Source organism: Pseudoalteromonas sp. NEC-BIFX-2020_015 (assembly GCF_012952265.1).
GTDB classification, from domain to species: Bacteria; Pseudomonadota; Gammaproteobacteria; order Enterobacterales; family Alteromonadaceae; genus Pseudoalteromonas; species Pseudoalteromonas neustonica.
The window spans coordinates 1-25,498 of record NZ_JABCJL010000033.1 but is presented as its reverse complement, the minus strand read 5'-3'; the positions used below and the strand labels follow the sequence as shown (position 1 = coordinate 25,498).

The 25,498-nt window shown below is 38.1% G+C and carries 18 protein-coding genes; 7 read left to right on the top strand and 11 right to left on the bottom strand.

Going from position 1 to position 25,498, the window contains the following annotated elements; translation table 11 throughout:
- Window positions 1–206: 206 nt before the first annotated feature.
- Window positions 207–608 carry a YkgJ family cysteine cluster protein gene (locus HH219_RS19085; RefSeq protein WP_054205505.1) on the top strand — a complete coding sequence of 134 codons (402 nt, stop codon included), beginning with the start codon at window positions 207–209 and terminating at the stop codon, window positions 606–608.
- A gap of 117 nt (window positions 609–725) precedes the next feature.
- On the opposite strand, the gene HH219_RS19080 is transcribed toward HH219_RS19085, so the two are convergent.
- Window positions 726–1,484, bottom strand: a complete 759-nt coding sequence (locus tag HH219_RS19080; RefSeq protein WP_169328349.1) for an EAL domain-containing protein — start codon at window positions 1,482–1,484, stop codon at window positions 726–728.
- Between the two features lie 645 nt (window positions 1,485–2,129).
- Between HH219_RS19080 and HH219_RS19075 the strand changes: the two genes are divergently transcribed.
- Both HH219_RS19075 and HH219_RS19070 read left to right on the top strand, forming a co-directional pair.
- Window positions 2,130–3,278, top strand: coding sequence for an extracellular solute-binding protein (locus HH219_RS19075; protein ID WP_231659050.1), 1,149 nt, complete (start codon window positions 2,130–2,132; stop codon window positions 3,276–3,278).
- A 9-nt stretch (window positions 3,279–3,287) separates the two neighbouring features.
- Window positions 3,288–5,549 carry a response regulator gene (locus tag HH219_RS19070; protein ID WP_169328348.1) on the top strand — a complete coding sequence of 754 codons (2,262 nt, stop codon included), beginning with the start codon at window positions 3,288–3,290 and terminating at the stop codon, window positions 5,547–5,549.
- 565 nt (window positions 5,550–6,114) lie between these two features.
- Here HH219_RS19070 and HH219_RS19065 read toward each other — a convergent pair.
- Together HH219_RS19065 and HH219_RS19060 are read right to left on the bottom strand one after the other, a co-directional pair.
- Window positions 6,115–9,627, bottom strand: coding sequence for an ATP-binding protein (locus tag HH219_RS19065; protein WP_169328347.1), 3,513 nt, complete (start codon window positions 9,625–9,627; stop codon window positions 6,115–6,117).
- A gap of 48 nt (window positions 9,628–9,675) precedes the next feature.
- Window positions 9,676–10,608, bottom strand: a complete 933-nt coding sequence (locus tag HH219_RS19060) for a diguanylate cyclase (RefSeq protein WP_054205510.1) — start codon at window positions 10,606–10,608, stop codon at window positions 9,676–9,678.
- Between the two features lie 152 nt (window positions 10,609–10,760).
- Between HH219_RS19060 and HH219_RS19055 the strand changes: the two genes are divergently transcribed.
- On the top strand, window positions 10,761–13,217 hold the full coding sequence (locus HH219_RS19055) for an EAL domain-containing protein (protein ID WP_169328346.1): 2,457 nt from the start codon (window positions 10,761–10,763) through the stop codon (window positions 13,215–13,217).
- Window positions 13,218–13,278: 61 nt separating this feature from the next.
- On the opposite strand, the gene HH219_RS19050 is transcribed toward HH219_RS19055, so the two are convergent.
- The 7 genes from HH219_RS19050 to HH219_RS19020 form a co-directional block, all read right to left on the bottom strand.
- Entirely contained in the window at window positions 13,279–14,019 is a 741-nt protein-coding gene (locus HH219_RS19050; protein WP_169328345.1) for a hypothetical protein, read from the bottom strand.
- A 228-nt stretch (window positions 14,020–14,247) separates the two neighbouring features.
- Window positions 14,248–15,318, bottom strand: a complete 1,071-nt coding sequence (locus HH219_RS19045) for a porin (protein ID WP_169328344.1) — start codon at window positions 15,316–15,318, stop codon at window positions 14,248–14,250.
- Window positions 15,319–15,720: 402 nt separating this feature from the next.
- On the bottom strand, window positions 15,721–16,026 hold the full coding sequence (locus tag HH219_RS19040) for a hypothetical protein (RefSeq protein ID WP_169328343.1): 306 nt from the start codon (window positions 16,024–16,026) through the stop codon (window positions 15,721–15,723).
- A 105-nt stretch (window positions 16,027–16,131) separates the two neighbouring features.
- Window positions 16,132–16,506: a RidA family protein gene (locus HH219_RS19035; RefSeq protein WP_054205515.1), complete on the bottom strand. Its 375-nt coding sequence runs from the start codon at window positions 16,504–16,506 to the stop codon at window positions 16,132–16,134.
- 148 nt (window positions 16,507–16,654) lie between these two features.
- Window positions 16,655–18,214, bottom strand: coding sequence for a BCCT family transporter (locus HH219_RS19030; protein WP_054205516.1), 1,560 nt, complete (start codon window positions 18,212–18,214; stop codon window positions 16,655–16,657).
- An 87-nt stretch (window positions 18,215–18,301) separates the two neighbouring features.
- A complete protein-coding gene (locus tag HH219_RS19025; protein ID WP_169328342.1) occupies window positions 18,302–19,294 on the bottom strand; it encodes a dipeptidase in 993 nt (330 codons plus the stop codon).
- Between the two features lie 14 nt (window positions 19,295–19,308).
- On the bottom strand, window positions 19,309–20,754 hold the full coding sequence (locus HH219_RS19020; RefSeq protein WP_054205518.1) for an aldehyde dehydrogenase family protein: 1,446 nt from the start codon (window positions 20,752–20,754) through the stop codon (window positions 19,309–19,311).
- Between the two features lie 93 nt (window positions 20,755–20,847).
- Here HH219_RS19020 and HH219_RS19015 point away from each other — a divergent pair, with 93 nt between their 5' ends.
- The 3 genes from HH219_RS19015 (at window position 20,848) to HH219_RS19005 (ending at window position 24,799) form a co-directional block, all read left to right on the top strand.
- Entirely contained in the window at window positions 20,848–21,747 is a 900-nt protein-coding gene (locus tag HH219_RS19015; protein ID WP_169328341.1) for a LysR family transcriptional regulator, read from the top strand.
- A 594-nt stretch (window positions 21,748–22,341) separates the two neighbouring features.
- The gene (locus tag HH219_RS19010; protein ID WP_169328340.1) at window positions 22,342–24,051 is read left to right on the top strand and encodes a hypothetical protein; all 1,710 of its coding nucleotides are present in this window, start codon (window positions 22,342–22,344) and stop codon (window positions 24,049–24,051) included.
- 10 nt (window positions 24,052–24,061) lie between these two features.
- A complete protein-coding gene (locus HH219_RS19005) occupies window positions 24,062–24,799 on the top strand; it encodes a DUF3726 domain-containing protein (RefSeq protein WP_054205521.1) in 738 nt (245 codons plus the stop codon).
- 101 nt (window positions 24,800–24,900) lie between these two features.
- On the opposite strand, the gene HH219_RS19000 is transcribed toward HH219_RS19005, so the two are convergent.
- Entirely contained in the window at window positions 24,901–25,224 is a 324-nt protein-coding gene (locus tag HH219_RS19000; RefSeq protein ID WP_054205522.1) for a DUF2834 domain-containing protein, read from the bottom strand.
- Window positions 25,225–25,498 lie beyond the last annotated feature (274 nt).

Here is a 25,498-nt window from a genome sequence, read left to right as displayed (position 1 = left end):
AAGTGACCTTTAATTTCCATTTATCGAGAATAAAATTGATACTTTATGTTAACATGACCAACACCTGTATTAACAATATACCAAAGTATCAAAATCGCCAGTCTTTGCTACAACCTGAGCTGGAGCTAGTCAAGTGATTCAGTAATGCTAAAAAAAGACTATCAATGCTAATATGTGTATTTGTATAGCCTGATAATCAGTGAACTATGAAAGACTGTAACCAATGCGGTAAATGTTGTATAAAATACGGCGGTGGAGATTTGTGTGCGACAAAGGAAGAAATCGATCTTTGGGAAATATTTAATCCTGATATTTTTGAGTTCGTCAAAGGTGACGAAATATGGTTTGATCCTAAATCAGGCGAAAAATTATCAAAATGCCCTTTCCTTGAGGTTGAACCAAAAAAAAATGCAACTGCACCTAACAAGTACACCTGCAGCATTTATTTAGATAGGCCTGAAGATTGCCGCCATTACCCTAGCCTCATTGCTGAAATGGTAAGAGATGAATGTGAAATGATTGAAATTGTCGATTTAGAAAACTATAAAAAAGCGCAAAAAAAACTCGATCTATTAATGCAAGATAGTCGCCCTGCTGGCTACTCGTAAGTGAATGATGTTAATTCATTGTACCAATAATGGCATGCCCTTGTAATAAACTATAACATCAGGAGCTGCCTGCACAGTCATTAAACCTTGGTATAAAAAATTGATTCGACCTAAAATTCAACTAAAACTCACTGAAGGTAAACTTTCAAAGCCGGGTTTTGCAAAGAAATACCCTTGCATTAATTCCACCCCAGCATTACTTAACCATTGATACTCCTCAATCGTTTCGATCCCCTCCGCCAAAACTAAAATATTCAATTCAGTTAACATATTTAAGCAATGCCTAACAACAATTTGCCGCTTGTGGTCTTTATCTATGCCCCTAATCAACCCCATGTCTAACTTAACAATATCAGTTTGAAAATCTGCTAATAAATTAATACCCGAATACCCAGCACCAAAATCATCGGTTGCTGTTTTAAACCCAAGTGATTGATAGTATTCAACCACACGTTTTACATGATTAGTATCTTCAATTTTTTCGACTTCCGTAAATTCGAACATGATGTTCTGTGTAGGGAAATTATGTTTTTTAGCGGCTTCAAGTGTCGTTCTTATACAACGCTCAGGTTTGTAAATTGCATTTGGTAAAAAATTGATGCTCAACATGCCATCAAGTTTAAGTTCAGCGGCAAGTGCGATTGCTTTCACTCTACAAAGCTGATCAAATAAATAACGGTTATCGTCATTAACTTTAGAAATAACAGAATAAGCTGACTCATTATTTAAACCACGAGCAAGCGCTTCATAACCAAAAACACGCTTAGTTTTACAGTTAACAATAGGCTGAAAAGCCATTGTAAAATCAAAGTCTAAACCGTTAATATCGCTACAATTATTGCAATATTCCCTATTGCAATCTATTGATTCACTCATCTATAAGCCCTATTATATCTGTCTTGCTTGGATACCTAGAAGATTAGCTGTCATAATGAGTCTATGCAATGAATTGTATATAAATTAACTAAATATACCCAAGTCACCTCAAGATGTGAGTTTCAGTTGGAATTAAAAGGGATTTAGACAAGGCATTGATTGCAGGCAATGGTAATTCCCTTATCAAAATCAATAACGCAGTATAAATCGCTTTTAAACCAACCCTCTGGGCGTTTCACAGGCACTTACTCTCAGCGTTGTTACTCCTTAAAAGGGACCGCCATTATTGCGAAGTAACGCCTTAATATTAAGCCCCTGTAAAACGCTGAATCCTGCATTTTGAGGTCACTTGGGTATATACGTAAACGTCATGCAATTAAAGTCCATTGCATTTTTTGTTTAGTCAATAACTCTCAAAGTCCATATAAAACAACCTCATTTCATATGGTTATTACTATTAAATTATCTCATTAATATCTAATGTTAACTATACTTAAAAAAACATAACTACTGAGCGAAAACATGACTAAACAAAAAATTACTCGCCGGCACTTTCTTAACACGCTGACCGTTGGTGCAGCAACAACCGCACTTGCTTTTAAAGCCCCTTATGTTTTTGCTAAAAAGCCTATAACTCTGCGCGTAATGGGCACACATGTCACCTTGCAAGAGGAGTTACGCCTAAAAGCCATGCAGGAACTGGGGATAAATCTTGAATTTACACCAAAAGGCAGTGCTGCGGTTTTACAAAAAGCTGCCGCGGATCCATCTTCTTTCGATTTATATGAGCAGTGGTCAGACTCTATCAATATTTTATGGCAAGCTGGGGCAATCCAGCCTTTAGAGATTGATAGATTAAAGTACTGGAATGAAATTAATTCTTTGACTAAAACAGGGAAATTAACCCCTGACGCAAACATAGGCGCAGGTGATGCACCTAATAAAATTCTCTTTGTCCAAAGTGATGGCAGCCTAGGCACAACGCCCACATCAAAAATCAGTTTTATGCCTTATGTGCATAATGTAGATTCTTTTGGCTATAACACTAACTTTATAGCCCAAGGAGTCCCCTATCAAACTGAATCATGGGGGTGGTTATTAGACGATAAAAATAAAGGGCGTGTTGCACTTGTTAATGCACCAACTATAGGTATTTTTGATGCCGCGCTAGCCGCACAAGCACAAGGCTTAATGACCTTCAAAAATATAGGCAATATGACAATAGCCGAAATAGATACCCTGTTTAAAATACTTATCAGCAAAAAACAGTCCGGACATTTCGCAGGGTTTTGGACCTCAGTACCACAATCTGTTGATTATATGGTAGATAAACGAGTGCACCTTCAAAGCATGTTTTCGCCCGGTGTAAGTGCTTGTAGAAGCAAAGGGCTACCAATTGTGTATGCATCTCCTAAAGAGGGGTATAGGGCATGGCACGGCGTTATGTGCCTATCAGCAAATACAACTGGACACGTTAAAGATGCCGCTTACGATTATATGAATTGGTGGCTTTCAGGCTGGCCTGGTGCGTTTATAGCTAGACAAGGTTATTACATCTCTAACCCTGAACGAAGTAAAGAGTTAATGAGTAAGCCTGAATGGGATTACTGGTACCAAGGAAAAGAAGCTACATCAGACTTATTAGGCACTGATGGTAAAGTCTCAGTTAAACAAGGTCAATTGCGTGATGGCGGCAGTTACGAAAAACGTTTCTCGAATATTGCAGTATGGAATACCGTTATGGATAACTATGACTATAGCCTTGATAAATGGTATGAACTACTTAATGCATAAGGGATATTCATGCTATCAAAATTGACTAACTCTATCGCGGCTAAAGTACTTTCAGTTTTAGCTTTATTTATTCTAATTCAGTTAGTTGTATATATTGTTATCACAAAACGTATCGCAATTGTCGATAAGTCTGTTGACGAAATATTTAATATTACCAACCTTTCAATCAACGTTTTTGAGATCAACAAAGACATTTTAGAAATACAACGCGATACATCCGTTTTTGGTAGTTCAGGTAACCAAGTTATCTTCGATAAAATCGAAAAAAATTACGCCATCATTAAACAACGACTTGCAAGTACACAGCTACAAGTCGAAAATGAAAAAATCACCTCTTTGCTATCATCAATGCAGGCATTAGTCGTACATTTTGGAAAAAGTTTAGATGTTGTTAATCTGCGCTACAATGAAAAAGCAATGTTGATCGATCAAGAACTACCAGCGATTTATGAATCAGCAATCAATACACTAACTCAAGTTATGGCTGAGAGTACAACAACACAAAGCAAATTACTCGTCGCTAATTTAACCAACGTCTGGCATACACTTAATAGAAACGCATTTCTTTTTTTGAATAACAGGGAATATCAGAAACGCCAAGAAGTTGTAAAAAACCTCAAAAATATTGATCTCTTATTAGTGCAATTAAAGACAACCACATTGCAAAACCAGCCAGCATTAACGCAGATCAGCGAGCTTAAAGTACAATTTAGTAAAACTTTTACTAAAAGTATTCAAGCAAACCGTAACTATCTCACATTAGTAAATGTTGTAATTGCTGGAGACACCATGGAGTTTAGCGCTTTAGCTGCGCAATTAAGGGAAGAGTCAATAAATCTATTAAGGGAGATTAAAAATACCAGCGAATCAAGTATCACTCAAGCTGAGAGTATAATTAAAGGATCATTGTTTTTGTCTATTGTACTGTTTCTTATTTTTGCTCTATTTTTTCACTTACACATCATAAGAGCAATAAAAGGACTAACAAACGATTTTAAAAGCTTACTTCAGGGTGACTTATCGATCAATTTATCAGAAACACACCGTAATGATGAAATTGGCGTATTAGCTGAAGCGGCAAACCAATTTAGGGTATTAAACGAAAACTTGCTGTTAGCAAAAAAAGAAGCCGAAGAAACATCACGCATAAAGTCTGAATTTTTAGCTAACATGAGTCATGAAATACGCACCCCAATGAATGGCATATTGGGCATGATACGGTTACTTGAAAACACAGAATTAATGCCTGAACAACAAAAAATGCTTAATTTAGTCAACTCCTCCAGTAAAAGTTTACTCGTTATTTTAAATGACATACTTGATCTGAGTAAAATTGATTCTGGTAATATCAAGCTAGAAAAAAGCACTTTTCAATTAAGTTCAATATTAAATGAACTAGAGCAAATGTTTAATCCGCTTGTACATTCAAAGCAAATTAAGCTGCTTATACCAAAATCTATTGATAACTCCTTCGACTTTCTTAATGGCGATGAAACGCGCTTAAAACAAGTTTTAATCAATTTACTTAGTAATGCCGTTAAATTTACTGAATCTGGATATGTAAGCTTAGCAATTGAACTAAAAAGCAAAAGCACATCAAGTGTTAACCTCATTTTTAGCATTTCTGATACCGGTATAGGTATTGCGCCTGACAATATCAGTTCATTATTTGATGCTTTTTCACAAGCTGACTCTTCCATAACCCGTCGCTTTGGTGGAACCGGGCTTGGCCTGACAATCTCAAACAAGCTTCTGAGCTTGATGGGCAGCACTTTAGAGGTCAATAGTGAAATCAATAAAGGGTCTACTTTTTATTTTAATATTACGTGTGACCTCGCATCAAAAGTAGAGCCTTTTAAGAAAAGTGACACTAATATTAAGCTAAATTTTGATCCAGATAATATTACGATTCTGATTGTTGAAGATAGTCCTATAAATCAAATTGTACTAAAGGGCTTGCTGGCTGAGTTAAACATTAAAAATATAGAAACCGCTGAGAATGGTGAAATAGCACTCAACAACTGTAAAACTAACCACTACGATATAATCTTGATGGATATGCAAATGCCCGTAATGGATGGCATCACAGCTACACATCTTATTCGCTTACTTGCTGCATACACACACACCCCTATAATAGCTATCACTGCCAATGTTATGGAAGAAGATCGTCAACGTTGCTTTGATGCAGGCATGAACGACTTCTTAAGTAAGCCTATTATATTCAAAAATTTAGTGAGTATATTAAACAAGTATAACTTGCGTCTGTGACCTTTACGGATGAAAATTTGTTTAAACTCCGGGCGGTTTAATCGCAGCACGAGGTTTGTAACCGAGTGGGCTCGATAACTGCTCCTGCGTTATTCTACTGGCTCACATCCATGTGAGAATAAGTAAAAACCGGGCAAAGCTTGTGTGTCCTGATCACGCCCATTGTCTACATTCATGTAGGTATCCTAGAGGCAAAACCAAAAGGGCAGCGCATGTTTGGCATTTATACTGCGTTATCCCCTATTTATGGGGAACAACCACACTACACAGGCTCTGTCTTGCCTAAATACCAAATAGACTGCTGCAAAATCAATCACGAAAGGTCAACACGCCCTAGAGCTTTTTGATCTTTCATTAATCTAGGAGCAGGTTTAATAGCGGCGTAAAACAATCAGCTAGAAACAACGCTTGGGCTGCAACACTACACCCTAATTTATACTGCAAGAGAGGGGCTGGGTTACCAAAACTAATTTACGTACCAATTACTGGCTTATTGCAAGCCAAGATGATTTTATTATCCAAGCCCATGGTGTTTTGCTCATGAACAACAAAATAATCATAGCCATTATTGAGAATCTAAATACGCATGCATCATTATAGCCAGTTCAGCGTAATTTACTTCAGCCGTCTCTATTTTAGTATTTAATGCTGCCAATTTGTCAGTCTCCTTATTTAAAGATATCACCTCTATTTCACTAAATATTTTATGGAGCATAATAGCCCCTACATCCCCTGATATTCCCTTTAAGGCATGACTTAGCTTAGCTGACGATTCATAGTCATTTGCTAAAATTGCATTTTTTAAGTTGCTAATTTTTTCTTCTGTTCGCTCTAAAAACATCACACACACTTTAATAAGCAGATCTTTATTCCCCATCAAACGCGTCAATGCAGCATCTTTATCCCAACTTAATGTATGTATTTGAACATTTTCTAAAGAATTATCATCCATGAAAGTGATTGCCGATGGCTCTACCGTAGAATTATCGTACGTTGAAGCAATCCACTTAGCTGTAATTGCAATCAGTTTCTCCGCTGATATAGGCTTAGTAATATAATCACTCATCCCAGCATCTAAACATTTCTTTCTCTCTCCTAACATGGCATTTGCAGTCATTGCAATAATAGGAAGATCTTTATTTAATAAACCAGCCTTACCCTGCCTTATTTGGCTTGAGGCGTCGTAACCATTCAATATAGGCATTTGGCAATCCATTAAAATACAATGAAAAGGCTTATTAATAGCGGTTGCTTCGAGTATCCGTTCTATTGCTTCTTGTCCGTTTGATGCGAGCGTAAAGTTTAGTTCCAAAACTGATAAAATCCCTTTTGCAACTTCTGCATTTATATCATTATCGTCTACCAGTAATACATTAGCGCCTGCAATACCTTCTTCAGCAACATGTTTGATGTCTGTTTCTCGTCGCATACTTTCTTTCGACTCGCCAGAGTTATCACGACCGTTCACAACCTTATGTAAAAATTCTGAGACTAAAATTGGTTTGGATAGTAGTAATGGCTTCATATACTTTAAAAGTGGCTTAGGTTCACCACTGTCTGCAATCACAACTACTTTTTTAGATAACTTAAAATGATCAGTAACCTTAGCAAAGCGACTATCAAGCGCTTTTAAAAGTAATGACGTTTGTTCAATAATGACTAAATCAGGGAAGTCTTGCATAACTTCATTACCTGACTCTACTAAGCTAACAAATTCGTCTTTTATGTAAATTACACCACCAAAACCTTGTACTAATTTTTCTAAGCTTACTTTAAGAGGCTCACTTGCTACAACCAAAGCGACTGATTTCCCAGCCAACCTTTTCTCACGTGCAAAAATCGCAGAATCAGCCTCTTTAAGGTTAAGTTTAAAATGAAAAATACTACCTTGCTCTTTTGTTGACTCAAAGCTAATTTCACCATTTAGCAGCTGTGACAATTGCTTACATATTGATAATCCCAGGCCTGTTCCGCCATATTTAGACGCAATAGAACTGTCCTCTTGTGAAAATGCATTAAACAATTTGTTTTGATTATCTTCAGCAATCCCAACACCAGAATCTGCGATATCACAATGGATTGTCACCGTTTTATCATTGTGTACCTTTGAGTATGCCGTAACTTTTATATACCCATTAGGCGTAAATTTAATTGCATTATTTATTAAATTAGTAATTATTTGTGAAAATCGATGCGGATCACTTACAATGGATTGGCAATGTAAATCTATAACATCAAGAATAAATTCAAGCCCCTTATCTTGTGCTTTGACAGCCATGCTGCCGCATAAACTTTCTAATAATTTAACAGGATTAAATGCTTTGAAGTCTAAATCGAGCTTGCCCGCCTCTATTTTTGATAAATCTAAAATATCATTAATTAAAACGGATAAGTTATTTACGCTCACCTCTGTCATTTCTAAATAATGGTGTTGCTGCTCACTAAGGGATTCTTTTTTTACTAAATTTAATGTACCAATAATTCCATTTAGTGGGGTTCTCATTTCATGACTAACATTAGATATAAATGCACTTTTAACTTCACTCGCTTTCTCTAATGCAGCTGTCCTGCTGGCAACTTTATCTTCTAGATCAGCATTAGCCTGACGTATTTTTTCTTTTGCTAATTTCTCTATAGTAATGTCCCTAGCTATAATAGCCACCCCTTTATATTGACCACTGTCATCAATAATTGCTGATAATGAAAGTGACAAGTGTTTCTCTATATTTCCATTAATTTTTTTCGTTGTTTCTAAAGAGCTCTGATGAACACCTGAAGCTAATTGCCCGATTAAATCATCAAGCTTTAGATCGGGGAACAATGACAATTTTTGAAGCGATTTTCCCAATGACTCATTGCTTTGATAACCGAATAAAGAGCAAGCAGCACGATTCCAGCTAGTTACTATTCCTGCTTTTGTAATACCAATAATGGCATCCATAGAGCCACCAACTATGGCATCGGATTCTGCGCGGGCATCTGCAAGCGCTTGCGTATTTCGTATGCTGCGATTAAACACACTTAGAATAAATAATAAAAGTATCACTACAACCAGTAAAAATGCGTACACACTGGTTCTTCTTTCACTTTCTAACCCCTTTACGTATGCCAGAGGGTTTAATAAATACGCTGTAAAATACCCTGACTCTACATCTGAGCTAATTCTTATTTTCCTTGCAAAAGTAATCACCCCTTCTTTATTTTCACGTTTTGGTGTAGCAATGGTTAACCCACTACTTGTATTTTTTTCTAGAGTATAAAAAGTATCCCAGCGTAAATCGCTTGCCAAGTCTTTGCTAAACATTAACTCTTTATTTGGGTGCAGTAAAAAATAGCCTTCATTATCAACTAACGCTAATTGATTTGGCTCGTTTACAATTGTCAGAAGAGACTTAAATAAATGACTGGCGTTAATATTAACAATAACAAAACCAAATCGCTGCATATCATCATCAAAAATAGGAATCGATAACCTCAACATCGGCCGATAGGGAAAATCTATCTTTCCAAATTCACGGTTAAGTGAAATATTAGACATGTAAATTTCACCATTTGAAAGCTCATTACTTGCCTTCGCATAGTCTCTATCGCCTTTTTTTTGTAACTCCGCATCCATCATAACGGTTATTCCACCTCCGGTGCGGTCTACCCTAACAAGCTCGATGCCTTCCTTTTGTGCACTAATTACACGTAATTGTTCATACTCAGAGTTATTTTGAATAAACGCAACAAAAATAGTTTCAAGCCTTTGCTTCCACTGTGCTGAGGTCGTGTTATCTAAAGGATCAATGCCGTTATGATTGGCGGCTCTAGCAAGCCCTGAAATTGGAGGTGTAGTGAATAAAAAGCGTAAGTCATTTCTATAGCCCTCTATCTCTTTTTGTATTTGTGTATAAACCGAATGGCTTTTGTCTGTTAAATTTTTCTCAATTGAAGAATTAATCGATTTACTTAATTGCGTCTCAAAAACGACAACTGTAATAGTAAAAACAAGCAATATTACAATTATAAAAACAGGGAATAAATAGCCAACCTTCTTACCGAATAATTTATTCGCCTTATGAAATAAATTTAACATTAAGTTTAATCCTTCAATAAAATCAACCCAAAAACACCACAGCTCATTCTAAATAGAGCTAATGGTGCACTGGTTTCGGCCTTGTTGTTTTGCTTTATATAGTGCATCGTCTGCATGCTGTATTAGATCATGAGGGGTCATTTTTGTGCCAGCATCAATTGAATGTAAACCAATACTAACGGTCACTATTTTTAAGGGAGAGTTTTCATGGGGAATACTTAGCTTAACTAGCCCGTTTAATATTGTTTTGGCAAGATGCAATGCACCACTAGTGTCTGTATAAGGTAAAATACATAAAAACTCTTCTCCTCCAAACCTAATTGCCATGTCCATTGGTCTATTTAGAGTGAGTTGTATTTCTTTTGCTACACATTTTAAACATTTGTCACCTTCTAAATGGCCATATGTATCATTAAATTGTTTAAACCAGTCAATATCTATCATCAGGACTGAAAGTGAACTCCCGCTTCTATTTACTTGTAAAACACTTTTACTTAAAACGTCGCTTATCAAATGGCGATTGTACAACCCTGTTAGCTCATCAATTAATGACATTTTTCTTAGTAAATCAGTTTGTAGTTTTATTGTTAAATGAACTTTAACTCGATTCAGTAGGGTGACTCCGTTCACCGGTTTTTCAACAAAATCTACCCCCCCCGCTTCCCAACACATATTTTGGTCCGCTTCACTTTTAATAGAAGTAACAAAAATAATTGGTATATGGCATAGCTGCACATCTTCTTTTATTTTTTTACATACATCTAGGCCCGACATTCCATCCATTACAATGTCCAAAAGAATAAGATCTGGATTTTTTTGTAAACAATACTGGAGTGCCTCCTCCCCAGAAAAAACCACATTCACTTTAAAGTCATCAGACAAAATGTGTTCTAACACCATTGCATTTAGAGGCTCATCATCAACAATAAGAATATTACAATCGCTTAACACTAAGTCCTTTTCTTGTTGCAATTGAATCAAAATATAACCTCATTTAAGTTTATAAATTTAAGAGTAGACTATAATTAAAATAGCACTAAAGAAATAATATTTTTCTAATCTAATAAGGCAAAATCACTATGCACTACTACACTGACCTCATAGCTCAAATGAAATGAATCCAGAGGGACTTTATGCTTTTCAACCATGATTTAGAGGCTAAGCGGACTATTTTAATTGTGGATGACGAACCTGCAAGCCTAATGATATTAGAGGATTCAATTACTGATCTTGCCAATGTAATTACTGCTAAAAATGGTACTGAAGCTATTGAGAAAGCCACCCATTTTTTGCCCGACGTAATTTTATTAGATATTGAATTACCCGATATAAATGGGTTTGAAGTATGTATAAATCTTAAAAACAACCCTCGCACATGTAATGCCACAGTTATTTTTGTCACGTCCCATAGCGGTAATCAATTCGAACATCAAGCACTTGAACTCGGCGGCATAGATTTTATTCAAAAGCCTATTGATTTAAGAATTTGTCGCTTAAGAGTTAAAAATCATCTTAAAATGAAGCAACAAGAAGCATTACTTCATATTGCAGAAAAAGATCTCCATACGCTTGTTTCACAAGTGCCTGTTTACATATCTTACTGGTCAAAAGAGTTTATTAATTTATTCAATAATGATTTTTCTGGTCAATGGTTTATAAAAAAAACAGAGCAATCGATTGGCCGTTTCTCTGAAGATATTCTGCCTGCAGAGCTAAACTCTGAAATAATTTTACGTGCATCGAGTAACATTGAAAAACATATTTTTGAAGTGAAATTAGAGACAAGCCACAACAAAATAGAACATGTGCAAGCCCACCTTAATATTGGTAAAGATGAAAATGGTATTCAGGGAATTTTACTTACACTTACAGATATCACCTCTATTAAACAAGCTAAAAAGTCACTTGCTACTGAGTCTGAACGCCTTCGCGTGACATTAAACTCCATTGGCGACGCCGTGATTGCAACTGATGAACACGCTAATATCACATTTATGAACCCCATTGCTGAACGTATGACTGGGTGGGTAATACATCAGGCAATCGGTAAGCATATCGATCAAATAATGAATTTGTGTGATGCGACAACAAAACATAAGGGGGTTAACCCTATTGTTATTGCTCTTCAAGAAAAGCGAATTGTAGCCATGGCATTAAATTGTCAATTAACCAGCCTTGACGGTCGTATCTATCGTGTTGAAGACTCCGCCGCGCCTATTCGTGATGATGAAGGGCAAGTAATTGGCGGCATTATTGTTTTTCATGATGTGAGTGAATCGATTGCGATGGCAGTAAAAATGAGTCATTTAGCTAATCATGATCAACTCACCGATTTACCAAATCGTATTCTGTTACATGATCGCGTATCTCGTGCGTGTTATTTATCAACCAAAAATGGGCTTATTGTTGCATTAATGCTGATAGACATTGACCACTTTAAATACCTCAATGATACACTTGGGCACCACCACGGCGACTTAATCATTAAACAGGTCGCTAAGCGCCTCGAATCGATTGTCGATGTTAATACCACGCTCGCACGTGTCGGTGGTGATGAATATGTTTTACTTCTACCCGATCTAAAATCAGCAAATCATGTTGATGCAGTAGCCGCTGATATTGTCCATTCTATGAATCAGCCATTTAGAATAGAAGGGGAAGAGTTTAATTTGTCTGTAAGTATTGGCATTAGCATAAACCCAACTGACTCTAGAACTGCAGAAGAGATGATGGCTCATGCTGATGCTGCAATGTATAAGGCAAAAGAACAGGGCAGAAACCGTTTTTGTTACTATAGTGATGACTTAGAAAAACTGTTTCACCAACGCCAATCTATTGATAAATTATTAAGAGCGGCTATAGAAAACAATTCATTAGAGATATTTTATCAACCAAAGCTAAAACTAAGCCAAAAAGAAGTTGTTGGTGCAGAGGCGTTAGTAAGATTAAGAGATAATGTTGGTCATTTAATTTCACCTATAGATTTTATACCCCTTGCAGAAGAAACAGGGCTAATACATGCACTAGGACATGATGTGCTAAAGAAAAGTTGTATCGCTGCAAAAAGATGGTTAGATAAAGGAAAGCCACTGAAGATTGCCGTAAATATTGCCGCAAAACAATTTTCAAACCCAAAGTTTACCGAAAGTGTTGCACAGGTACTTGAAGAGACTCAGCTACCAAGTCGCTATTTGGAGCTTGAAGTTACAGAAAGTGCATTAATGCATAATTTTGACGATACAATAAAAACACTCAATGATCTTTGTGCATTAGGCCTAACAATTGCCATTGATGATTTTGGCACAGGCTACTCAAGCCTTTCTTATTTAAAGTTGTTTCCGGTTGATGTATTAAAAATTGATCAGTCATTTGTTCGCGATATGGTGAGTGATGACCAAAGCAAGAATATTGTTCAAGCAATAACGCATTTAGCCCATTCACTGAATTTACAGCTCGTAGGTGAAGGTATTGAAGAACAAGCACATTTAGATATGCTGATTAAGTTTGGCTGTCAGGAAGGTCAAGGGTATTTATTTAGTAGACCTTTACCGGAGGCTGAATTTGAAGCGTTATATGTATTTACTCAATAATATAGTTATTTAAACACCGTTCACATTTACAGTGTTTAAATAACTACTAATAAATAATGAATTAAAAGGTGAATTTAATATCCTTTATTTCTCTTACTTGATAGGCGCTAATAAAACTTGAGTCTGCAAGTTCTTTTGATATTGTGCCTTCTCTGTATCTATTTACGACAACATCTACCTCACAGTTTTTGTAACTGTTTTGCGCATTCGCATCTAAAATGTCTTTTTCACTTAAATTAAAGTCAAAGCTGGCAACATTTGCAATTGTGGTACTTGCAGATCCTGTAAACGTGCCGCCATTTGAATCATCACACCCGTAGTTTAAAACAAGCTCTGTTTTACTGGCCGGATCTAAGCCATCTAATTGAACAGTTACACGTTGATTGTACTTAATTGATATACCATTACTCGGTGCTAGGATGATAAAGTTAAGTGGTAACTCAACCTCAGACTCCGCATTTTTCTCATCTTTTCTAACCAAATCGATACTAAATTTTGTATTCCCTTGCGTTATATCAAACTTCCCTTCGTAATCAATATCTAATAAGTCGGTGTCTTCTGTAAGCGTAATGCGTTTACCTGCCGCTTCAGCATATAACTTATCACCATTTGACAAGCGGATATTAGACCCAAATGAGTTACCTGTATTTAGCTCAGCGTTTATTTTAGTGTGCTCACCATCAGAGCTAATTCGATACTCAGCCTGAATTGCCTTTGTTTTTAAAAGATCAGATTCAGTTTCGCTTGTACAACCACTTACTAACAACCCTAAAAAAATTAAACTTACATTAAATTTCATCATTATAAATATACCAACAGTTAACATTTTTGCAGAGTTTACATTTAAACTTACCTTTAACAAGAACAAAAAAGTAAAAAAGTGTAATAATTATGTTTAAGATCAATTTTCATAATTAAACCAATAAAAAAGGATTGAAAAACCCGTGAGCTTTATCGTTTTTATTAATTTTATGAACAAAAATCACCACTTATTTAAGCGGTGACTTGCCATTTTAAATTATTAAGAATATTAAAAGTCAAACCTATAACCTATTAAAATTTTATCTTCAGCTTCATAGACCTTTTCAGCTTCATCTCCCCATATACTATATTCAATATAAAAACTCCCCGCTTTATGATTATATATCACATCAAAGATGGCTTGATTAGTATCGACTGTTAAACCACTAACAGAGTCCATTGTTACATCGGCATACGTTGCTTGAAGCTGAAAATCCCCTATTTTATAACCCGAATATACTTCTATCACTTTTTCGTTAACAATTTCACCCGTTGCTTTTAAACCAGCGTAAAAACGAACATCGCTGGAGTCCTGATAGCGGGCAGCTAGGCTCAACGAGCCACGATTGTAAGCAACTTGAACTGCATCTACTTTATTATCTCCTACCATACCTGTTAGGTCATAACGCGATGCTGAAACAGTGAAATCGCCTATAATATATTTAGCTGCTAAATTGTAACCAACGATACTTTCATCTTTATCACCTGCAAGACTTGCCTTTACGTCACCATTATTAGTAACCACCATGAGTGCTGCTTGAAAGCCATTCATATCAGGTGTCATGTACGTAACAGCACGATCAGGGCGCAAATATTCGATATAATGCCCATTTCCAGCGGCATCTATGGCCCACAAACCATAGCGATGAGTATGACAAATAACGCCTGTTGATTCGTTTGTGCATCCTGCTGATTCGTCAATATCTGCAAAAACATCAATGGCATTATCTGTAAAATTCCAATGCGGTGAATATTGCTTACCTATTAAAATAGAACCAAACTTACCTTCTAAACCCACGTTAGCAAGACGAGCACGTGTATCATTTCCAGCAAATGAACCATCATCTGTAAACAGCCTAAATTCAAAGTTGTACGTAGCCTTTATACCATCCATAATTTCAGCGCTACCAAATGCACCTAAACGAGAATAATTGTCCTTATATTCTACATTGCCTTTATTAGTGTCTTGTATTTGTACACGAATACTACCGTACCAATTAAATAGGTCACTATTTGCCTTTGCTACTGCGGGTGTTACAAGTGTTGCTACTACTAATAGAAGTTGTGTTACTAATTTCATAATATTTCCCCAGTGTTAAAATTATTTTCCAAACAAGACTTAGTCAAGCTGGTTTAAACCATTCATTTTTATTATTAATTACGTTGATTATAATAAGAACAACAAGACAAATAGTGAAATCAATAAATTTAATAAATTAATAAGTAATCCTTATTAATAACACCAGAAATATAATATATTAGATTCAATTAAATAATTTACATTTAAATAATAATTATTATTTTTATTTTATTTTTTCCTCTACATGGTTAATCCGAAGATCAAAGGCAATAATGGTTGAAATAGCAGCGCATGTTTGGAATTTATACTGCGTTATCGCCTATTTATGGGAAGCAACCGCACACCATAGGCGCTGCCTTACCTAAATACCAAATAGACTGCTGCAAAATCAATCTCGAAAGGTCAACACGTCCTAGCAATAAAGTACTTGGGTAAAATACTGCAAATAAGAATACTCATAGCCCCTAATGCAACACATCCGGCAAACATTCGAATGTGTCCCACACGGCGAATTAAATTAGTGCTGTAAATAGCGCCCACTAACAACCCAACAAAATAAAGCGACAGCACCATACCAATTGTGTCTAAATCAACACCATCAAACCCCATTCGAACAGGCAATAGCACATTGATCAAACCATTCCCTAATAACAAGATAAAGCAGCTAGTAAACAAAGCGAGAAAGATATAAACGTGGTTCGCATGCATTATCCTTTTAAAAAATTTGCTGATTGAGCAAGTAAGACGGGGGGAATACTGTACTTTGACGTTCTGTAGGTATTAGGCCTGTATGGGCAGGCCTAATTATTCGTTTTAAGGAACAGCTGCGTAGGCAACAATTTCACATAACATTTCTTCACGCGCTAAACCTGCCACAATCATTGCGGCGCGGTTTGGGTATGGCGCTTGGAAATACTCAGCGTAAACCGCATTAAACGCTGGCAGTTGTGAACGGTCAGTAACATAAATAAGTACTTGCGTTACATCATTCATCGTCAACTCTGCGGCTTCAATTGTATGCTTAAAGTTCTCCATTGTTTGGCGGGCTTGAGCTGTAATACCGCCATCGACAACGTTGCCTTGTGAATCAATCGGGATTTGCGCCGTCGATAATGTGCCATTTGCAATAATAGCCCACTCTAACGGCGCCTTTGATGCAAATAAATTAGTTTTAACAGGTGTTTTCATTTTAATTTCTGCTCTGGTTATTTAAGTAAGTAATTAACATTACAGTTGGTTGTGGTTGGTTATTTGCCCATGCTGTTGGGACAACATAGGACTTTGTAATTATTTAATTAATAAAAGAGGCCGTTATATTTGCCTCTTTTATTTGAGTTTATAAGCCTTGTTCATCCGCCATTTTTTTAGCAATTTGTGGCGCTGTCCAAAGTGACGGTAATAGTACAAACGACACTGGCACCGCCGTGACCACAATAAAAGACTGCAATGCAGAAATACCGCCTGAGCCAATTGAAATTAATAAGGCTGCCATTACCCCCATCATAATTCCCCAAAATACGCGAATTGAGGTTTGCGGGTGATCTGTGCCTGTCATAACCATTGACACCGAATACGTCATCGAATCGCCCGTTGTGGCAACAAAGATAGTGGTGAGTATTAAAAATAATACCGAGATAACAAAGCCCATGGGTAGCTGCTCTGTGATTGCTAATAAGGCGGCAGGTAGATTAAAACCAGTAAACGGCACAGAAATAACACCAGGGTTAGTCAGCTCAAAAAACAAGCCTGAACCACCCACTATAGTAAACCAAAAACACGTGATCACAGGGGCTACAACAGAAATCAATAAGATCATTTCACGAATCGTTCGGCCACGAGAGATCCGTGCAACAAACATCGCCATTAAAGGGCCATACCCTAAAAACCAACCCCAAAAGAACACTGTCCACCAGTCTAACCAGCCTTTATCAGCACGAAAGGTCGCCATAGGGATAAATTCATTTAGATACAGACCAAAAGAATGCAAGTAACTATCAACAATAAAAGCGGTTGGTCCCATCACAAGAATAAACACCATTAGCGCCACAGCTAGAATCACATTAAAACGGCTCAATAATTGAATACCTTTAGTAACACCACTGACTGCCGATAAAGTGTAAATACCGATTAAGCTAAATAAAATAGCAACTTGCGTTGTATAAGTGTTAGGTATTCCAAATAACTTTTCTAAACCAAAGCTCACCTGTAGACCAAGAAAGCCAATCGGCCCAACAGTGCCCGCAACAACCGCTAACACACAGCACGAATCAACAATAGCGCCAAAAGGACCTGTCATTACGCGATCACCAAACACTGGGTATAATAAAGTGCGTGGCTTTAGCGGTAAGCCTTTCTCATAATGTAAATGCATATAAACTATACCAGTCAAACTCCCTAGAATTGCCCACGCTAAAAACCCCCAATGCATAAAACTTTGCGCTAACGCATTATAAGCAGCTTCTTTGGTGCCTGTTTCACCGCCAAAATGTGGTGGCGGCGAAGTAAAATGTGCCATGGGTTCGGCGGCAGCCCAAAATACACCGCCACCAGCCAAAAGTGTGCACATAATGATGCAAATCCATTTAAAAGTAGAAATTTCAGGCGCTTTTAATCCCCCTAAAACAACTGATCCCGTTCGACCTACGGCTAAGAAAATACCAATCACAAAAGTTAAAAGTAAAAGTACTTGCCAAAAAGCACCAAAGGTCTGAGTAGAAAAAGTAAAAGCCGCGTTGATCCAACCCGACATAAGCTGAATATCGTAAAGTGCTAACGCTGCAAACAGCACCAACACCCCGCCGCTAATTAAAAACACGGGCATATCGACACCCGCCAAAAACTTAATTTTGGTTTTATCTTCCTCACTCTGTTCTATTGCTGTTTTAGAGGTATTCATTATCGTCTCCTGATGGATCTCTTTTAGTTATAATTTATCAAGATGTTACGTTGATACTATGCTATTGCTCCTTACACCAAATCCGTTTTATACCTTTTGTGCCTGTAGTCCTTGGTCAAGGAAATTCAACCAATTCAAGCCCATTATTTTTGCTACTTCTTCATCATGAAAGCCACGCGCCTGTAAACCTTGAGTGATATTAGGAAAGTCGCGACTATCTTTAAACCAAGACAAAGGTTTTGGCCAATCAGCATCTGATTTAGACCCTTCCCCATAATCCATTTCTTTTGACCAGCGACCGTTGCGCATCCACTGCAAAATCGAGATCGGTTGTTCTTGGCATAAATCGGTGCCAATTCCAATATGATCAATCCCCATTAGATCAGCGGTATTAGCCACCATGTCGCAAAACTCATCGAGAGTGCAATCTGGGCCATTTTTTAAATGAAACGGATACAAACTAAAGCCCAGTAACCCACCAGACTCTCCCAATGCTTTTAATACCTCGTCTGATTTATTACGCTTTGCAGCATGAAAATTACTGGGGTTTGCATGCGAAATAACAATTGGTCGCTGCGATATTTCAATCGCATCAAGCGTACTACGCTCACCGCTGTGGCTCATATCAACAATCATCCCTACGCGGTTCATCTCTTTAATAACCTGCTGGCCAAAGCGCGTAACACCACTATCAACGGCTTCGTAACAACCACAAGCTAATAAACTTTGATTGTTGTAAGTTAACTGCATAATCATCAAGTTTAGCTCACGCATGATCTCAATCATTGCAATATCGTCTTCAATCGCAGAGCAGTTTTGTGCACCAAACATAATGCCTACTTTGCCTAGCTTTTTTGCTAAGTAGATATCAGCCGTGCTTTTAACCGGCATAATTAAATCGTGGTGCAGCTCAAAAAGACGGTTCCACTGCCCTATTCGAAGCAATGTTTCGCGAATTTGCTCGTGGTAAACAATGGTCACGTGGACCATTGTTACACCGCCACTTTTTAACTGTTCAAAGATAGCCCTATTCCAATTAGAATATTGCAAGCCATCAATAACTATTAGGTTGTCATGCATAGCACTTTCCTTGGTTATGAACGGATATAAGTGGTTTTAACCACAGTGTAAAATTCTTTAGCGTACGTGCCTTGCTCGCGTGCCCCAAAGCTAGATTCTTTACGGCCACCAAAGGGCACATGGTAATCAGTACCCGCAGTTGGTAAATTGATCATTACACATCCTGTTTGTGCGCGACGCTTAAAATCGGTCGCATATTTAAGAGACTGAGTACAAATTCCACCGGTTAAGCCGTAGTTTGTATCGTTTAAGGTCGCAAGCGCTTCTTCATAGTCTTTAACCTTGATCACACAAGCAATAGGCGCAAATGCTTCTTCACGGTTGATGGTCATATCATTTGTAGTATTAATAAATAATGCCGGTTTTAGGTAGTAACCTTCGGTATCCTCTGTCACAACTTCACCGCCAATAGCCAAGGTAGCACCTTCATTTTTAGCAATGTCTAAATAGCGAAGGTTCTGCTCCATTTGGCGGGCATCGGCTACCGCGCCAATATGCACGCCCTCTTTAAGTGGGTGGCCAACAACCAACTGTTCCATTCTTTTGATAACAGCCGCTACAAAGCGGTCATGGATCCCTTCAGTTACAATTAATCGTGAAGACGCGGTGCACTTTTGCCCTGTACCAAAGAAAGCGCCGCCAACTGCACATTCCACAGCATTGTCTAAATCTGCATCATCCAATATTACTAATGCATTTTTACTGCCCATTTCGAGCTGACACTTGACTAAGTTGACTGCGGTTGCCGCTGCTACTTTTCGGCCAGTTTCCAAAGAGCCTGTAAATGTTAAAGCATTAATTTTTTTGGAATGAATAAGTAAATCACCCACCTCAGCACCTGGGCCCATTACTAAATTAAATGTACCTGATGGTAAGCCTTGGCGAGAAATAATCTCAGTTAGCGCCCAGGCACTTGCAGGCACTTGATTTGCAGGTTTAAATATAATCGCATTACCAAATGCTAATGCAGGCGCAATTTTCCATGCTCCGGTTGCCGTTGGAAAGTTCCATGGTGTAATAATACCCACAACGCCCACGGGTTCACGGTGCGTTTGAATTTCAACACCAGGGCGAACCGAGTCAGCAGTTTCGCCCATTTGACGCAACACTTCTGCTGCATAGTAATGAAAAAACTGCCCTGAACGATAGGTTTCACCAACACCTTCAGCCAATGTTTTACCTTCTTCTCGTGCTAGTAACTTACCTAATTCATCTTTACGAGCGATTAACTCATCACCAATTGCCATTAATACGCGGTAGCGTTCTTCAAGGCCGCTTTCTTGCCATTTAGGCTGAGCAGCGAGTGCGGCATCAAGGGCAGCCTCGGTTTGGGCTTTATCGGCTTGGGCATAATGTCCAATCGTGTCGCTTAAATCTGCTGGGCTAACATTAGCAATAGAGCTTGCACCTTCAACCCATTGACCTGCGATGTAATTACAAAAAACTGAAACTGATGACATAAATACCTCCATTAATTAATTGGATTCAGTATAAGAAGCATGCTTTAATAACTAAAATTAATAATTAATATCTTTTGATAAGGAAAACTTATCGTGTTACCTGAATTTAAGATTGCTCAACTTCGTCACTTCGTCTGGGTTGCTGAATTAAAAGGGTTTCATTATGCTGCGCAAAAGGCGTGTCGTACGCAGCCTGCTATCTCCTTATCAATACGCGACCTTGAAAATAAATTAGGCGCCGACGTTTTTGAAAAGCGTAGCACTAAAAGTACGATGACGGAGTTAACCCCTTTTGGTAAACATTTTTTACCTAAAGCAAAGGAGCTAATTGCTCATCACGACAGCATTTCGCAAGACATGATGTTAATGCGAAACAATAAATCAGGACATTTACGGCTCGCCTCTGTACCTTCTATTGCATGTCGGCTATTACCTAATTTATTGTCTAAATTTGTTGCTGATTCACCGGATCTTCATATCAGTTTTTACGATGACAACTCAGAAGCAGTACTAAGAAAAATTGAAAAGCAACAAGTGGATATTGGTATTGCCAGCCTCCCTCATGGTCACGAACATAATAATATTTTATTTACTCCAATTTGGCAGGACGAGATTGGCGTGGTATGCCACAACGAAAACCCACTTGCGAGTAATAGCGAGCTGCACTGGCAGGATTTACATGATCAACGCTTAATTAGTAATGGCACATCGCGCTTGTTAGAAGAAACCGAAGCAGCTCCTTTACTTGACGGTTCACAATTTTATATTTCCAATATGCTCTCGTTAATCGCCATGATCGAAGCAGGTATTGGTATTACAACATTGCCACGCTTTGCGTTTCCAGAGCACAATAAAACACTGTGTTTTATTCCCTTAAAAACACCTCATGTGATACGTCAAATTGGTATCGTGCAACTTAAAAACTCATCACTTTCACCAGCAGCTCAAGCATTCGCTGATTTCATTTTAAAACAGGGGGCGGCGCAACAATAAAGCAGGCCTATCAAATTCCATTTTATAGGCTATATGCTAGGGCGTGTTGACCTTTGTGGATTGAAATTTGTTCAATCTAGGGGCGATTTAATCGCGGCGCGAGGTTTGTAACCTAGCGGGCTAAGTAAAAATCGAGCAAAGCTTCCGCGTCCTGCTCACGCCCCTTACCTACATCCGTGTAGGTAACAAAGAGTCAATCGCCCCTAGGAAGAACCCTTTGGGCAGCGCATGTTTGGCATCTATACTGCGTTATCGCCTATTTATGGGGAACAACCACACTACATAGGCTATACCTTGCCTAAATACCAAACATACTGCTGCAAAATTAATCACGAAAGATCAACACGCCCTAATGTGTTTTAGCAAGACTTGAATTCAAGCAATAAGTTTTACTTATCAACAGATAGACTTTTTTGACTTGTAACAATGTAAATTTTGGTTCAAAAATGAAGAACCATTTATATAAAAACCAGTTTTGAACACACATTGCCTAAACATTCTAATAAATAAAAACTAAGGTGGTTAACAGCCATAACTGAGTTGCTATTATAAAAAGATTTTAGGTATTAAAACTGTATAAAAGAGATCATTAACATGACTAAACATGCAGATATCCGCGCCTCACTTTGGGGTGATAACGCACTACCACTTCGCCCCCCAAGCCAAGTAATGAACCTTGAACGATTGGGTTCTTTGCACCAAAGCCGGTTAAGTTTTATGCGTACTTTAGTACGTAGAATTTTTCGTGAACGGTGGAAGATTGAATTGGCCACTTTTGAGCTTAACAACGACGGGTTTGGTACTGTTGTTTATGAAGTGAACGCGCCTGATGGGCTGTTTAGTTTTGTATTATTCTCAGACTTATTATTACCTGAAGAGCGCAACGACCGCGTAATTGCAACGAAGTGGGATTTAACCATGGCGTTAGTTGAAGGCCGTGTTAATCCTGAGTACATTGCAAAGTTAAAAGAAAATGTACCAAAACAAGAGGCTGGGCGCGTAGACTCCCGTGTATTTGTATTATCACGTGCAAACCGCAGCGCTCGCAATTTTGATTACGTAGTAAATCAATTGGCTACAGGACAACAACCCGATGTAAGTAAAATTGCCGAAGTGGGTTATCTCTATCGTACTACAGCCGTATATGGTAGTGGTAAGCTAGGTATGGCTGATTGGGAAAAAGTACAACAAAAACATCGCGATTTTGCACGTCCATTTGCCAGTGAAATGTTTGTTTGCTTTATGCTACGTAACTTTAGTTTGCTACAAGTGGAGCATATTGCACGTCACCGTAACGAACAAACATTCACACCAATGCGCGCCGATATTAAACGTTACTTTGGCATAGGTAACTCAACTGGCCTTGGCATGGCACCCTACTTAGTTAATCATCCTGTGTTAATTAACCAATGGATTGAAATGCGCGAATTAGCACTCGCCCGTATTCGCTCACTCGGTGCTATTACATCACAAATCAAAACAACACTGCTTGAACTACTAAAACGTTGTGCGCAACATACACATGAAACAATCACCGAAGATAAGCAGCAAACTCAACACAACATCATACTCGCCCAAGAAATGAATAAGCTAACTGAGCAGGTAGTCACTAATTTTACTAGCTGGAATGAATTAATTGCCTTTAGTGAGCAGCACTGCTCGCTGCAAAGCCAAGAAATCCTTGTCTCAGTTATGCTCGAACTTTACCCTGAACTGGTTGATGATCTAGAAGATTTTCACTGCGCTGATGAAAACCTTGATTTAGATCCACTGATGCCACTACACCAATTAAAAGCGGTAATTGAACGCCGTTATGACTGGGCGTTGGCGATTGACTTTGACGCAGAAGGCGCGCGCGAAACCTACTGGTATCGATCAGAAGAAAAAATGGAGCCGCGCCTAGGCAGTATTGCTGACGTAGAAGGTAAAAAGAAAGCCATGGCATTAGCCGTCGGTTACGCTGTACGAAAATGCTATAACATCTTGGTTGACTACATTACAGCAAACCCAAGTCAGATAACCGCCCGCTTCATGGTTGCTCACCCAAAATTACGCGGAATTGTTAGACGCATTCAAGGTATGGACCGTTGTGTGTATGGTGATATCCAGGCAAATTTACTTGATAAAAACGTACTGCCAATGCATTTACTGCGCTGCAAACTCGCTTTTTTTGGTGTAAGTAAGTTTGACCCTCGTTCACGATTATGGGTTAGAAACACTATGTTTCAAGGTGCACCATTACTTGAAGACATCGGTAAACCATTTAGTGATGATTGGTTTATGCCATTGATCCCAAAGCAATGAGGAAAATACTGTGAATATTTCAATGAATGAATTTAAAGCCTCTTTACGCAGGTGCTTTGAAGCAAGCGGCTATTTTGTTGGCAATTACGAAGACGCTGCAAACATGGTGCTATGGCTAGAAAAACATGGTTTAAATGGTTTAACTGAACTTAAACATGCGCTCCCCTACATTTGTAATGATTTTGACAAACCATTAAGCAATGTAATTTATGAAGATAGCACCTCAGCCATCATCGATGCTCATCACCGCAGCGCACTTAATTGCATTGCCGCCGCCGTTGATCTTGCTCATGCAAAAGCACTTGAGGTAGGAATTGCAACAGTCACAGTACATAACTGCCATAACCGGATGTTTGTTCTCAAAGCACTAACAGACCGAGGTCGTAGAGGGATCAGCGCAGCCGCTTATTGGAAAAATGGCAGCGATACCGTCACCGAGCACACCGCAGCTATTTGCTCAGGCAAACGCTACCCAAGTTATAGTCAAGCAGTTACTAATCTCATAACCAATGGTGAAGATAAGCAAGCGCTCACCATTATATGCAGCTCACGTGTTGACCTAACCTCGTCGTTGCAAAGCAGTGATAGCTTGATTATTACACCTAAGCAAATTGAAAAAAACAAAGAAAAATCAGTCGATTTTGGTATTGAGATAGATGAAAGTACATGGCAAAAAATAAATAAACTAGGGGCTGGTGTTTTAGTAGAAAATACCGAACGCTCAAGGTTAGATGCCGGCGGGCGCTAATTTAATAATACAAACCTCTCAGCCTAATTTCAGGTTAAGAGGTTTGCTTACCTGTGGAGTAAAAATATAAAAACTCACCCAACTACACCCCCCACAACTACTTAGGCCTTTTTTAAATCTAAATACTGCTTTTCTTTTAAATATAAATACAAAGGAAAGCCAAATGACACGCCAATAGATAACGTTCCAAGAATTGCCAACCAGCGGTATTTAACTTTGTTTCTTTTACCATCTACAGCGATAAATATTAATAATACCAAAGCAGCAACTAACACATCTAACCAAGCAAAAATGCTAATTGGGTTAATGACTGCAGCATAAAATAAAGCCGTAAAATCTAACCCATTATTTACCAACCAAGGAATAAATGCACCAAAAGGAATAGCAATGCCAAGCACCGTTAAAAATAAATATAATTTAGACAAAACTTGCTCCTACCTATGGAGTGTAATAATTACTATTGACTTACACTACGCAGAGCCATTTTTTGTCGCTATAAAAAGTAGCATAAGATTTGGGCTTACGAACCCGAAAGCCCGAAGTACCAACTCCTTAAAAAACAAGGAGTATCATATACCCAAGCCGCCTCAAGATGCAGACTTCAGCGTTTCACAGGTGTTTAATATCAAGGCGTTACTTTGCAACAATGGTCATCCCTTTTAATAAGTAACAACGCTGAGAGTAAGCGCCTGTGAAACG